This window comes from Streptomyces sp. NPDC030245 (assembly GCF_055572995.1).
On record NZ_JBVICF010000001.1, the window covers coordinates 53,966 to 66,171 of the forward strand.

General features: G+C 72.8%; 13 protein-coding genes and 1 riboswitch. Of the genes, 6 read left to right on the top strand and 7 right to left on the bottom strand.

Annotated elements, in window-relative coordinates; genetic code table 11:
* Window positions 1-202 precede the first annotated feature (202 nt).
* From ACZ4Z4_RS00245 to ACZ4Z4_RS00265, 5 genes are all read right to left on the bottom strand, one after another.
* Complete coding sequence (locus ACZ4Z4_RS00245; protein ID WP_468320057.1) at window positions 203-1,117, bottom strand: ABC transporter ATP-binding protein; 915 nt, start codon at window positions 1,115-1,117, stop codon at window positions 203-205.
* Window positions 1,114-2,211 (bottom strand): FecCD family ABC transporter permease, encoded by a 1,098-nt coding sequence (locus ACZ4Z4_RS00250; protein ID WP_468320059.1) that lies wholly within the window; start codon window positions 2,209-2,211, stop codon window positions 1,114-1,116. The genes ACZ4Z4_RS00245 and ACZ4Z4_RS00250 overlap by 4 nt, the downstream gene beginning before the upstream one ends.
* Window positions 2,212-2,219: 8 nt before the next feature.
* On the bottom strand, window positions 2,220-3,302 hold the full coding sequence (locus ACZ4Z4_RS00255; RefSeq protein WP_468320062.1) for an ABC transporter substrate-binding protein: 1,083 nt from the start codon (window positions 3,300-3,302) through the stop codon (window positions 2,220-2,222).
* 66 nt (window positions 3,303-3,368) lie between these two features.
* A riboswitch (cobalamin riboswitch) is annotated at window positions 3,369-3,553 on the bottom strand.
* Complete coding sequence (locus tag ACZ4Z4_RS00260; RefSeq protein WP_468320065.1) at window positions 3,551-4,042, bottom strand: VOC family protein; 492 nt, start codon at window positions 4,040-4,042, stop codon at window positions 3,551-3,553. It overlaps the preceding riboswitch by 3 nt.
* Window positions 4,039-4,908 carry an AraC family transcriptional regulator gene (locus tag ACZ4Z4_RS00265; protein WP_468320067.1) on the bottom strand — a complete coding sequence of 290 codons (870 nt, stop codon included), beginning with the start codon at window positions 4,906-4,908 and terminating at the stop codon, window positions 4,039-4,041. Before ACZ4Z4_RS00265 ends, ACZ4Z4_RS00260 begins: the two co-directional genes overlap by 4 nt.
* A 189-nt stretch (window positions 4,909-5,097) precedes the next feature.
* Here ACZ4Z4_RS00265 and ACZ4Z4_RS00270 point away from each other — a divergent pair, with 189 nt between their 5' ends.
* On the top strand, window positions 5,098-6,228 hold the full coding sequence (locus ACZ4Z4_RS00270) for an HAD family hydrolase (protein ID WP_468320070.1): 1,131 nt from the start codon (window positions 5,098-5,100) through the stop codon (window positions 6,226-6,228).
* A gap of 82 nt (window positions 6,229-6,310) precedes the next feature.
* Window positions 6,311-7,075: an alpha/beta hydrolase gene (locus ACZ4Z4_RS00275; RefSeq protein ID WP_468320073.1), complete on the top strand. Its 765-nt coding sequence runs from the start codon at window positions 6,311-6,313 to the stop codon at window positions 7,073-7,075.
* Window positions 7,076-7,100: 25 nt separating this feature from the next.
* On the opposite strand, the gene ACZ4Z4_RS00280 is transcribed toward ACZ4Z4_RS00275, so the two are convergent.
* Window positions 7,101-8,087, bottom strand: a complete 987-nt coding sequence (locus ACZ4Z4_RS00280) for an alpha/beta hydrolase family protein (protein WP_468320076.1) — start codon at window positions 8,085-8,087, stop codon at window positions 7,101-7,103.
* 89 nt (window positions 8,088-8,176) lie between these two features.
* On the bottom strand, window positions 8,177-8,485 hold the full coding sequence (locus ACZ4Z4_RS00285) for a hypothetical protein (RefSeq protein ID WP_362997767.1): 309 nt from the start codon (window positions 8,483-8,485) through the stop codon (window positions 8,177-8,179).
* A 168-nt stretch (window positions 8,486-8,653) separates the two neighbouring features.
* Between ACZ4Z4_RS00285 and ACZ4Z4_RS00290 the strand changes: the two genes are divergently transcribed.
* The 4 genes from ACZ4Z4_RS00290 to ACZ4Z4_RS00305 all read left to right on the top strand — a co-directional run bounded on the left by ACZ4Z4_RS00290 (window position 8,654) and on the right by ACZ4Z4_RS00305 (window position 12,169).
* A complete protein-coding gene (locus ACZ4Z4_RS00290; RefSeq protein ID WP_468320079.1) occupies window positions 8,654-9,022 on the top strand; it encodes an arsenate reductase family protein in 369 nt (122 codons plus the stop codon).
* A 172-nt stretch (window positions 9,023-9,194) separates the two neighbouring features.
* Window positions 9,195-10,223: a glutamine synthetase gene (glnII, locus tag ACZ4Z4_RS00295; RefSeq protein ID WP_468322014.1), complete on the top strand. Its 1,029-nt coding sequence runs from the start codon at window positions 9,195-9,197 to the stop codon at window positions 10,221-10,223.
* Window positions 10,224-10,525: 302 nt separating this feature from the next.
* Window positions 10,526-11,092, top strand: coding sequence for a winged helix-turn-helix domain-containing protein (locus ACZ4Z4_RS00300; protein WP_468320081.1), 567 nt, complete (start codon window positions 10,526-10,528; stop codon window positions 11,090-11,092).
* 90 nt (window positions 11,093-11,182) lie between these two features.
* On the top strand, window positions 11,183-12,169 hold the full coding sequence (locus tag ACZ4Z4_RS00305; RefSeq protein WP_468320083.1) for an NAD-dependent epimerase/dehydratase family protein: 987 nt from the start codon (window positions 11,183-11,185) through the stop codon (window positions 12,167-12,169).
* Window positions 12,170-12,206: the final 37 nt, after the last annotated feature.

Sequence of the window (12,206 nt, forward strand, 5' to 3'; positions counted from 1 at the left end):
CCAGCCCGAGGTCCGGGGGATCAGAGACCGGGGACCGGGGCCCGGAGGCCGGAGGCTCGGAGGCCGGAGGCCGAGGCCCGGGGACCGGGGTCCGGAGGCCAGGGGTTGGGGGCCCGGAGGCCGGGGCCCGGGGCTCGGAGGCCCGAGGCTCCGTCGCCCTTGGGAGACCGGGACGCATCAGCCCCGGCCCCCCGGGCCCACCTCACCCCCTCAGAAACCGCACCGAAGGCCGAGGCTGACGGCCCCCCTCGCCCCAGTCGTCCTCCCCCTGCGTCACCACCGCCCGCACCCCATAGACCTCGGCGATCAGCTCCTCGGTGATCACCTCGGCCGGGGTGCCCGCCGCGTACGCCGTGCCGTCCTTCAGGATCAGCAGCTGGTCGCAGAACATCGCCGCGAGGTTGAGGTCGTGCAGCGCGATGACGCTGGTGACGGGGAGCTCCGCCACCAGGCCCAGCAGGTCCAGCTGGTGCTGGATGTCCAGGTGGTTGGTGGGCTCGTCGAGGAGGAGTTCGCGGGGTTCCTGGGCCAGGGCGCGGGCGATCTGGACGCGTTGGCGCTCGCCGCCGGAGAGCGTGTGCCACGCCTGCCCCGCGCGCTCGGCGAGCCCGGTGCGCGCCAGCGCCTCGCGCACGGCCCGCTCGTCGTGGGCCGTGGGGGCCGACCACGCGCGGCGGTGCGGGATACGGCCCAGGCGTACGACATCCCGTACGGTCAACTCGACCTGCGTCGAGGCGTGTTGCTCGACCACGGCGATACGGCGCGCCACCTCCCGGCGGCCCGTGTCGGACAGCGCGCGGCCGTCCAGGGTGACCACTCCGGAGGCCGGGGCGAGGACGCCCGCGAGGATGCGCAGAAGTGTGGACTTGCCGGATCCGTTGGGGCCGAGGAGCCCCACCATGGCGCCGCCGGGCGGCGCGAGGCTGACGCCGTCGACGACCAGCCGTCCGCCCGCCTCCCGGGAGACCCGGTCGGCACGGAGGCCCAGCGCGTGCGGGGCCTTCAGGACATCCAGCGCGCCCGGTGCCTCCGGTGCACTCGATGCGTCGGGTGCGTCCGGTGCCTTCGGTGCACTCGATGCGTCGGGTGCGTCCGCCGCAACCGCCTCGTACGTCATGACGCCCTCCGCGTCCGGTACAGCACGGCCACGAACGCCGGTACGCCGATGAGTGAGGTCACCACGCCGACCGGGACCTCCTGGGGTTGCAGGGCCGTGCGGGCCAGCGTGTCCACCCAGACCAGGAAGACCGCGCCGGCGAGCGCGGTGACCGGGAGCAGTCGGGCGTGGCCCGAGCCGACGACCGCGCGGGCCGCGTGCGGCAGGACCAGGCCGACGAAGCCGATGGCGCCCGCCGAGCTGACCAGGGCGGCGGTCAGGAGAGCGGTCGTGCAGAGCAGGACGAGCCGGGTGCGGGCCACCCGGACCCCCAGCGCCGCCGCGGCCTCCGGGCCGAACGCGAACGCGTCGAGCGTACGGGCGTGGCCGAGGCAGATCACCAGCGCCACCGCGAGCACCGCGCCGCACAGCCACACGTCCGTCCAGCCGATCCCGCTGAGCGAGCCGAGGAGCCAGAAGAGGATGCCGCGGGTGGTCTCCGCGTCGCCCGCCATGAGGACGACGAACGACGTGAGCGCGGAGAACAGCTGCATGGCCGCCACGCCGGACAGCACGACCCGGTCCGTCGTGTCGCCCAGCGTGTGGCTCAGGAGCAGGACGAGCGCGAAGGAGCAGAGCGCGCCCGCGAAGGCGCCCGCCGAGACGGACACCGCTCCCCCGCCGACACCGAGGACGACGACCGCGACCGCTCCCGTGGACGCCCCGGACGACACCCCGAGCACGAACGGGTCGGCGAGGGGGTTGCGGAGCAGCGACTGCATGACCGCACCGCAGACCGCGAGGCCCGCGCCGCAGACCGCGGCGAGCAGGGTGCGCGGCATCCGCAGGTTCCAGACGATGCCGTCCCTGATCGGGGTGAGGGGGCTCTCGCCCCAGCCGAGGTGCGCGACGACGGTCGCCCATACGTCCGGCACGGAGATGTCCGCGGGCCCGATGGTGACGGCCACGGAGACGGACAGGACGAGCGCGGCGACCCCGGCCGGCCACAGGAGGCCGACGCGCAGGAGGCCGACCCGCAGGCCATGCCGTCCGACGGGAGCGGTGGGAGCGGTGGGAGCGGTGGGAGCGGCGAGGGCCGTGTCCCCGCCTGGCACTGCCTCCCTCACTTGACGAGCCCGAATTTCCGCAGCCCCGCCGCGACCTGCTCGATGCCGTCGACCGTGCGGATCGTGGGGTTCATGGCCTGGCCGCTGAGGAGGACGTACCGCTTCTTCCTCACGGCGGTGAGGTTCTTCGTCGCCGGGTTCGTCTCCAGGAACTTGATCTTCGCCGCGGCGCTCTCGGCCGACTGCGACTTGCGGGTGAGGTCGCCGATGACGAGGACGTCGGGGTCGCGGTCGGCGACGGTCTCCCAGTTGATCTGGGGCCACTCCTCGCGGGTGTCGTCGAAGACGTTCTTCGCGCCGAGCTCGCGGGTGATGATGCCGGGCGCGCCGCAGCAGCCCGCCATGTAGGGGGCGTCGGAGTTGGCGAACCAGTACAGGAGTGTCACGTCGGAGGCGGCCGCCTCGTCGATGTCCTTCGTGGCCCTCGCGACCCGGCTCTTCAGGTCCGCGACCAGCTGCTCGCCGCGCTGCTCGACGTGGAAGACCTTCGCGAGGTCGCGCACCTCTCCGTAGACGGTGTCCATGGTGAGGGTCTTGACGCGTTTGCCGTCGCCGCTGCCGTTGTTGTCCTTGCCCGCGCAGTCGGTGGGCGAGACATAGACCGGGACGCCGAGTTCGGTGAACTTCGTGCGGTCGGCGACGCCGCCCTTGCCGACCGTGTAGAGGAAGGAGGCGCTGACGAAGTCCGGCTCCTTGGAGAGGACCTTCTCCAGCGCCGGGTAGCGGTCGGCGAGCCGCTCCACCTTCGCGTTCTCCTTCTCCAGGTTCTTCAGGACCGGGTCGGTCCAGGTGCCGGTGCCGACCATGCGGTCGGCGAGGCCGAGGGAGAGGAGGATCTCCGTGGATCCCTGGTCGAGGGAGACGGCCCGCCGGGGCGGCGCGTCGACCTTCGCCTCCTTGCCGCAGGAGGCGACCGTGACGGGGTAGCCCGCGGCGCTCTTGTCAGCCCCGCCTGCCTTGTCTCCCTTGTCCGACGTGCCGCCTCCGCCGCACGCGGTGAGCGCGAAGAGGCCGGCACAGAGCAGGGCTGACAGGGCAGGCAGGGCGGACAGGGTGGATGTACGGGCTGTCGAGGACACGTGATCCCTTGGGTCTCGCGGCTCATACGCGGAGCCTGGCCTGCGTCACGACCTCCGTCGCCCGGTGTGCGAGCGGAGGCGCCAGCAGGTCTTCGGACTCGGGATCGTCCGGACGGGGCGCCTTCCCGGGCGTCCTGGAACGCCCAGTGGCCGTGGCCCCGCCCGTCCCCCTCACCGCTGCGCGTCAGTTCCGGATTCGCACCGGATTCCCTGGCCCAGGTGTGGGTTTGACTGGCTTGCGCAAGTTATCACGCGCCCTCGCGGGGGCGGTCCGTGCCTTGGGCCGGTGCGGGCCTCGGCTCGCCGCGGTAGGTGCCGAAGGACCAGCGGTTGCCCTCGGGGTCCTCGATGCCGAACTCGCGGCTGCCGTACGGCTTGTCCTCGATCTCGCGGGTGATCTTGACGCCGGCCTCGGTGAGGCGGGCGTACAGGGCGTCCACGTGGTCGGTGACGACGTAGGCACCGGCCGTGCCCGGCTTTCCGCAGGCCGCGGCCGCCGACCCGGGGTCGTACGAACCGAGCATGATGCCGCCGCCCTCGGGCCAGTCCAGCTGGGCGTGCGCGACGCGGCCGCCGTCCTCGTAGACGGCGGTGCGCAGGAAGCCGACGGTGCCGACGAGGAAGTCGATCAGCGCGGGGGCGTCCTCGGCCTGGAGCGCCGGCCAGATGGCGGGAGCGGGCGTGGCGTCGGTAGTCGTGTCGGGTGTGGTCTCGGGAGTCGTGTCGGGTGTGGTGTTCATGGCTTCCACTCTTCGCCGTCGCCGTGCGCCCCGGCTTGGATATTCCGGCACTCTTCGGCCAGCCAGCGGGTGGGGCTCGCCTTCGTGTACTGCCGGAAGTCGCGTACGAGGTGGGAGTGGTCGTAGTAGCCGGTCTCGGCGGCGACCCGGGCGAGGTCCGGCGGCCCGCCCGCCGCGACCGCGCGGACGACGGCGGCCTTGGCGTGCTGGAAACGCATCAGGCGCGCGGCCTGTTTGGGGCTCAGCCCGGTCTCGGCGCGGAACAGCGCGGTCAGTCGGCGCTCACTGAGCGCGACGTGCCGGGACAGGCCGCCGAGGGTGCCCGCGCCGCGGTGCCGGGCCAGCCACGCCCAGGCCTCGGCGACCTCCGGCCGTACGGATCCGGCGGCCCGGTCCTCGGCCGCGCGCCGCCGCAGATAGCGGGAGAGCAGGGCGAAGCGGTCCTCCCAGCGGTCCAGCTCGCACAGGCGCTCACGGATGTCCGCCGCCCGGTCGCCGAGGACGTCGGTGCCGCCGACGACGAGCTGCCCTGCCAGTGCGGCGGCGGGCAGACCGAGGAGCGGGCGGGCCGCGAGGGGGTGCACGGCGAGCTGGATGCCCGCCTCGTGCTCGGGCTGTACGACGTACGCGGGGCTCTGGTGCAGGCCGCCCACGACGATGTCGGTGCGGGCCGCGTCCGGGCCCGTGGCCTGGCCGGGGGTGCCGCCGGTGGCGATGGGCCCGTCCAGCGAGAAGATCACGGTCAGATACGGGGACGGGAGGCCCCGGTGCAGGGCCGGCCGCTGTCCCGCGGTGCGGTAGCCGACCGCGGAGACGACCATGCCGTCGAGCCGCGGAACGGTCCTGACGAACTCACGGGAGCCCATGTGTTCCAGTATGCGGGGCGGGGCGCGGCGGGTCGCGCGGTCCCACACCGCTACCCGGCCCTCCCCTCCCCACACCCTCCGCGTCCGGTGACTTCGATCATGGGAAACGGGCGCCCCGGCCCATAGCATTGCGCGCCGCTCCGGACGGGGCCGCGCATCGCTTTCAGGGAACGGCAGGGACGTAGAGACATGGCAGTACGGGCAAAGGGCAAGCTGGCCGTCATCGGTGCCACGGGGGCGCTGGCCGCCGCCGTCCTCGCGGGCGGCGCGCTGTGGCCGACGGGCGAGGCGACCGCCGCCGACACCTCCGTGGCCACCGCCCGTGAGCTGTCGCACTGGCCGAAGCCCGTCGCGAAGAAGCTCGGCAAGGTCATCTCGGAGAACGGGCACAAGGGCGCGTACGCCGTCTTCGACGCGGACAACACGACGTACCGCAATGACCTGGAGGAGTCGCTGCTGCCCTTCCTGGAGATGAAGGGCGTCCTCACCCGCAAGACCATGGACCCGTCGCTGAAGGTCATCCCCTTCAAGGACAAGGCCGGGCACAAGGAGAGCCTGTACAGCTACTACAACCGGCTGTGCGAGGTGGACGACCAGGTCTGCTACCCGTGGGCCGCGCAGATCTTCTCCGGCTTCACGCTGAAGGAGCTCAAGGGGTACGTCGACGAGCTCCTCGCGTACAAGAAGCCGATCCCCGCCGAGTATTACGAGGACGGGAAGCTGACGAAGACCGAGGTGAAGGCGCCGGAGTTCTCGCGCGGCATGCAGCAGCTCTACAGGACGCTGCGGGCGCACGGCATCGAGGTGTACGTGGTCAGCGCGGCCAGCGAGGACCTGGTGCGCATGGTGCTCGCGGACCCGAAGTACGGCTACGGCGTGAAGCCGCAGAACGTCATCGGGGTGTCCATGCAGCTGAAGGACCGTAAGACCGGCGAGGTGACCAGCTCCCGCAAGGAGATCGCCGAGGGCCGCTTCGGCGAGCAGGACCGCGCGAAGCTCGCGGAGCGCGAGCTGACGCCGAACCTGTGGGTGCCGCTGACCTGGTACGAGGGGAAGCCGGCGGCGATCAACACGTACATCGACGAGTGGAAGAAGCCGATCCTCGCCGCCGGTGACACGCCGGTCAGCGACGGGCCGATGCTGTTCCACTCCGCCGACGTGGACCGCGGCGGCGTGCGCGTCTGGGTCAACCGCAAGGACTCGTACATGAAGCAGCTCGACGGGATGAAGGCGAAGAACGCCGAGCGGCAGCGTGAGCTGGGGCAGAAGGTGACCGCCGACAAGCGGTGGCTGACGGTCACGCCGGACCAGATCGGCTGACAGTTACTCCGGACCAGATCGGCTGACGGCGCGGGAGGCGTATGCAGGAGGGCGGCGTGGAGGACGGCGCAGGATGGGTCGCATGACTCAGGAATTCCTCGCCACGGAAACCTCACCCGCCCTCTCCCCCCTCTCCGCCTTCTCCTTCGCCTGTGACGGCGAGACGCTCAGCTGCGCCGAAGCGCTGCCCGGCGCCGCCGCGGCGCCGGCCCCCGCCACCACCGTCGTCCTGCTGCACGGCGCCGGTGGCGGCAACAAGGCGCGGCTTGCCGCTCTCCAGGCGGAGTTCGCGGCGCGCGGCTGCCGGGCGCTCGCCCTCGACTTCTCCGGGCACGGCGAAAGCACGGGAGCTCTGCGGGAGTTGAGCCTGCGGCGGCGGTGCGCGCAGGCGGCCGCGGTGATCGAGGGGCGGGTGCCCGCATCCGACAGCCTGGTGCTCGTCGGGTTCAGCATGAGCGGGCAGACCGTGGCGGACCTGGTGGCGCGCTTCGGCGCGCGGGTCACGGGCATCGGCCTGTGCGCGCCCGCCGTGTACGCGCAGGAGGCCTGGCCGCTGCCCTTCGGCGACGGCGACGGCCGCTTCACCGAGATCATCCGGACCCCGGGCCGGTGGCGCGACTCCGCCGCGCTCGACGTCTACCGGGGCTTCGGCGGGCGCGCGGTGCTCGTCGTGCCCGGCACCGACGCGGTGATCCCGCCCGAGGTCACGTCGGCCGTCGGCGAGGCGCTCGCCACCCGGGCCCGGTTCGAGCGGCTCGGACTGCCGGACGCCGACCACGCGTTGGGCGCCTGGCTGCGGGACCACGCGGCGGACCGGCGACGACTGGTGGACGCGCTCCTGGCCTGACGCACTCCCGGCCCGACCCGCCGCGCTACTCCCCCGGCCTCGTCGCCCACGCCGCCACCCACTTGGCGAGCGTGCCGCCCGCGCGGGTCCACGCGAAGTGGTCGAGCCGGGCGCCCGCCTCCTGCGCCGTGTAGTGGCGGCGGGTGAGGCGGGCCCGCGGGACCTTGCCGAGCAGGTGGTCGAGGGCGGTGGCGGGCGCGAACGTGTCGCCGTCGACGGAGACCGCGAGGACGGGCAGCTCCAGGGTGGCGAGCGCCGCTTCGTAATCGAGCGTGGAGCCCTTGCCGCTGTAGCGGCCCGTCCGCACCTGCCGGGCCCAGTCGCGCATGACGCCCTTGGGCTGGTCGCCGCCGAAGCCGAGCCGGGTGCCGGGCCAGCGGCCGAGCACGGTCGACGCCGCGGTGATCAGCAGCTGGAGCAGGAAAAGTCCCGGGCCGCGCAGCGGGCCGTACGCGCGGAACCACACCGATCCGGTGGCGACGACGGCCACCCCGTCGAACCCGCCGCCCGGCTTGGCCAAGGACGCGTACACCAGCGCCAGTTGGCCGCCGAGGCTGTGGCCAAGGACGTACAAGGGCGGTTCGGTGCCGAGCTCGGCGCGGATCGCCGCGACGACCGCCGGGATGTCCTCCTCGACGATCGCGCGGTAGCCGTGGCCGGGCGCGCCGGGACCGGTGGCGCGCGGCGTCGCCTCGCCCTGGCCGCGCAGGTCGACGGTGAGCACCGTCAGCCCCTCGTCGTGCAGTTGGCGCGCGAAGCGGCGGTAGAAGCGGGCGGGGGTGCCCATCGCGGGCAGGATGAGCACCGCGGGGGCCGGGGGCGGCCAGGGTGCAGGGCCGGAGCCGGACGGGAGGAAGCGCTCCGGTGCGGGGGCGCGGAGTGCGCGCACGGGCAGGCGGGTGCCGTCCGGGAGTCCGGCGGTCGTCAGGAGCGGCAGTTCGCCGACGGGTTCCGGCTGGGGCATGCCGACGGGTTCCGGCTCGGGCATGCCGACGGGTTCCGGCTGGGTCATGGGGCACAGCATGTCCCATCGCACACATGACCGGACAGACCTGTGCGGGGCCCGTGGAGGAGTGCTCCCTCCACGGGCCCCGCGGCCGCTCAGCGGCTGTAGCGCATGAGCGCCCGCACCATGTGGCAGGTGATGTCGGACGGCGGATGGATCCCGACGTCCTCCGCCATGCGCCGGATCGTGCTGTTCTTCGCCTGGTTCGGCAGGTAGACGCCCGAGTCGAGCAGGGCGATGGCGAGGCGCATGGCCTTGAGGCGGCGGTTGTGGTTGACGTACCACTCGCGCGGGCGGCCCGGGGGCAGCGCCTTCTTCTCCAGTGGTGCGTACGGCAGGTCGATCAGGACGGGCTTCGGTACGGTCTTGGACACACGCTTCGACGTGAGTGCGGCAGCGGGCACGGGCATCCTCCTGTCGCGGTCGGGACCCCCCGTCGGGCGCCCTCGAACACTACTGTGATTCTACTGCGGGCCACTGACAATCGCCGCTGGCCAGAGGGGCTTTGGGCTGTTCGAATACGGGGGTGCCGCGCACCCCGGGACGGGTGTTCCGGGGGTAGCGTGTGGGGCATGGAGATCTGGATCAACCCCGCCTGCTCGAAGTGCCGGAGCGCGCTCACGCTGCTCGACGCGGAGGGCGCCGACTACACCGTCCGCCGCTACCTCGACGACGTACCGACCGAGGACGAGATCCGTGCCGTCCTCGACCGCCTCGGCCTCGAACCCTGGGACATCACCAGGACCCAGGAGCAGGCCGCCAAGGACCTGGACCTCAAGGACCGCGAGGCCTGGCCGCGCGACGCCACCGGCCGCGACCGCTGGATCAAGGCGCTCGCCGGCCACCCGAAGCTGATCCAGCGCCCCATCATCACGGCCGACGACGGCACGGCGGTGGTGGCCCGCACGGAGGAGGCCGTACGGGACGCGCTGTCGCGCTGAGACCGCGCGGCCGGGCGGTGCCGTGAGCCCGGACACACCCGCCTCAGGTAACACGGGGTTCACATGAGGGCAACGGTCGGGAAATCGCGGGTTGCCAGGCTGCCGCTCATCACCACGGCACCGCAGCACCCGCACGTGCTGCGCCGTACCGAGCGTTATGAGGATGAGCCCCGTGACCTTCAAGGCCGAGTACATCTGGATCGACGGCACCGCGCCGACCGCGAAGCTCCGCTCCAAGACCAAGATCCTGGCGGACGACGCGAAGGGCGCCGAGCTGCCGCTCTGGGGCTTCGACGGATCCAGCACGAACCAGGCCGAGGGCCACGCGTCCGACCGTGTCCTCAAGCCGGTGTACACCTGCCCGGACCCGATCCGCGGCGGCGCGGACGTCCTCGTCCTGTGCGAGGTCCTCAACACGGACATGACGCCGCACGCGTCCAACACCCGCGCCGAGCTGGCCGAGGTCGCGGGCCGCTTCGCCGCGCAGGAGCCGATCTTCGGCATCGAGCAGGAGTACACGTTCTTCGAGGGCGACCGCCCGCTCGGCTTCCCCGTCGGCGGCTTCCCCGCCGCGCAGGGCGGCTACTACTGCGGTGTCGGCTCGGACGAAATCTTCGGCCGTGACGTCGTCGAGGCGCACCTGGAGAACTGCCTCAAGGCCGGGCTCGGCATCTCCGGCATCAACGCCGAGGTCATGCCGGGTCAGTGGGAGTTCCAGGTCGGCCCGCTGGCGCCGCTGGAGGTCTCCGACCAGCTGTGGATCGCCCGCTGGCTGCTGTACCGCACCGCCGAGGACTTCAAGGTCTCCGCGACCCTCGACCCGAAGCCGGTCAAGGGCGACTGGAACGGCGCGGGCGCGCACACGAACTTCTCGACGAAGGCGATGCGCGAGGGCTACGCGCCCATCATCACCGCCTGCGAGGCCCTCGGTGAGGGCTCGAAGCCGCTGGACCACGTCAAGAACTACGGCGCGGGCATCGACGAGCGGCTGACCGGTCTGCACGAGACCGCCCCCTGGGACGAGTACAAGTACGGCGTCTCCGACCGCGGCGCCTCGGTGCGCATCCCGTGGCAGGTCGAGGTGGAGCAGAAGGGCTACATCGAGGACCGCCGCCCGAACGCGAACGTCGACCCGTACGTCGTGACGCGCCTGCTCGTCGACACGTGCTGCACCGCGCTGGAGAAGGCCGGCCAGGTCTGATCCCGGACCCGTCACCCGAGGGTCGCCCGCCGATGACGGTGGGCGGCCCTCTCTTCATCTGATTCAATGGAGCCATGGGCAGCCACCAGAACACCGCGACGGGTCGTCACGACCTCGAGCCCTTCTGGCCCTCCCGTCAGCACCACGACTTCGACCGGGTGTGTTGCCGCGCGACGAACGCGCGGGCCCTCTAAAGCTGTTGCTCCCGGCCTGAAGCCGCCGCAACCGGCCTTCGCCTGACGCGCACGACGTACGTCTCGTTCTCGACGACTCCTTCTTCGCGCGAAAGAGCTGACTCCCCCATGGCGAACTCCCGTTCCTTCACTGCCTCCGCTCCCACCGCCCTCACGCCTCCCCCGGCGCCGGGCCGCGGCCGCCTGCGGGCCGTCGCGCCCGACGAGGTGGTGCAGATCACCGACTTCCTGCCGCCGGGCGCCACTTGGCTGCCCGCGCCGCAGCACACCCTGCCGACGCTGCCGGGACAACCGCCGATGGTCGGTTACCTCGTCCTCGTACCGGCCGGGCAGGAACCCGCGCCCACCGCCACCGGGCCCGAGGCGCCGCACGCGCCCGCCCCGGGCCCCATCAGGATCGACACCGTGCAGCGCTCCGTGGAGGTCGAGGGGCGCCCCCTCGACCTCACGTACCTGGAGTTCGAGCTGCTCGCGCACCTCGTCGCGCACCCCCACCGGGTGCACACCCGCGACCAGTTGGTGACCACGGTGTGGGGGTACGGCCACGTGGGCGACGGCCGCACGGTCGACGTGCACGTCGCGCGGCTGCGGCGCAAGCTGGGCGCCGAGCACCGCAGGACGATCCAGACGGTGCGCCGCGTCGGCTACAAGTACGCGCCGCCGAGTCCCCGCTGAGCCGCGGTGCCCGCTGAGCTGCCGTGCCCCGCTCTGCCCCGAGCAGAAACCGGTTCACAGGACCCGGGTCGCCGGGGCAGAGTCACCGGCATGAGACTTCTGATGCTGGGCGGCACCGAATTCGTGGGGCGTGCGGTCACCGAGGCGGCCCTCGCCCGTGGCTGGGACGTGACCGTCTTCCACCGCGGTCACCACGCGGCGCCCGAGGGCGCCCGTACCGTGCACGGCGACCGCACCGTCGAGGGCGGCCTGGCCGGGCTCGCCGACGGCGAGTGGGACGTGGTGGTCGACACCTGGTCGGCGGCGCCCCGCGTGGTGCGCGAGTCGGCCCGGCTGCTCGCGTCGCGCGCCGGGCGGTACGTGTACGTGTCCAGCGGCTCCGTGTACCGCTACCCGGGCGCGGCCGGCTCCGACGAGAGCTTCCCCGTGGTGGACGGCGACCCGGACGCGGACGCGTCGGCGTACGCGGAGGACAAGCGGGGCGGGGAGCTCGCGGCGCTCGCCGGGTTCGGGGCGGAGCGGACGGTGCTCGCGCGGGCCGGGCTCATCCTCGGACCGTACGAGAACATCGGGCGGCTGCCGTGGTGGCTGAACCGGGTGGCGCGCGGCGGGCCCGTGCTGGCCCCCGGGCCGCGGGACCTCGACATCCAGTACGTCGATGTGCGGGACCTCGCCGAGTTCGTCCTGGACGCGGCGGCCGCCGGGCTGCACGGGGCGTACAACTTGGTCAGTCCCATGGGGCGGTTCACGATGGGTGAGCTCCTCGACGCGTGCGTGGAGGTGGCGGGTCCGGCGGCGGAGCTCCGCTGGACCGAGCCGCGGGCGGTGCTCGACGCGGGCATCGAGCCGTGGATGGAGCTGCCGGTGTGGTTGGCCCCCGGCGAGCTGCACGACACGATGCACCGGACGTCGTCGGAGAAGGCGGTGGCCGCGGGGCTCAGGACGAGGTCCGCCGCCGAGACGGTGCGCGACACGTGGGAGTGGCTGCGGTCCATCGGCGGGACGGCGCCGCAGCGCCCCGACCGGCCGGTCGTCGGGCTCGCCCCCGAGAAGGAGGCGAAGGCGCTGGGCCTGTGACGTGACATGGCCGGCCCCGGCGCGGTGTGCGCGCCGG

What these genes read in the sequence shown, in the direction of transcription:
- ACZ4Z4_RS00275 (WP_468320073.1), top strand. Translation starts at nt 6,311, where the DNA reads ATGACTCAGGAATTCCTCGCCACGGAAACCTCACCCGCCCTCTCCCCC.
- ACZ4Z4_RS00305 (WP_468320083.1), top strand. Translation starts at nt 11,183, where the DNA reads ATGAGACTTCTGATGCTGGGCGGCACCGAATTCGTGGGGCGTGCGGTC.
- ACZ4Z4_RS00300 (WP_468320081.1), top strand. Translation starts at nt 10,526, where the DNA reads ATGGCGAACTCCCGTTCCTTCACTGCCTCCGCTCCCACCGCCCTCACG.
- ACZ4Z4_RS00265 (WP_468320067.1), bottom strand. Translation starts at nt 4,908, where the DNA reads ATGGGCTCCCGTGAGTTCGTCAGGACCGTTCCGCGGCTCGACGGCATG.
- ACZ4Z4_RS00245 (WP_468320057.1), bottom strand. Translation starts at nt 1,117, where the DNA reads ATGACGTACGAGGCGGTTGCGGCGGACGCACCCGACGCATCGAGTGCA.
- ACZ4Z4_RS00290 (WP_468320079.1), top strand. Translation starts at nt 8,654, where the DNA reads ATGGAGATCTGGATCAACCCCGCCTGCTCGAAGTGCCGGAGCGCGCTC.
- ACZ4Z4_RS00280 (WP_468320076.1), bottom strand. Translation starts at nt 8,087, where the DNA reads ATGACCCAGCCGGAACCCGTCGGCATGCCCGAGCCGGAACCCGTCGGC.
- ACZ4Z4_RS00260 (WP_468320065.1), bottom strand. Translation starts at nt 4,042, where the DNA reads ATGAACACCACACCCGACACGACTCCCGAGACCACACCCGACACGACT.
- ACZ4Z4_RS00270 (WP_468320070.1), top strand. Translation starts at nt 5,098, where the DNA reads ATGGCAGTACGGGCAAAGGGCAAGCTGGCCGTCATCGGTGCCACGGGG.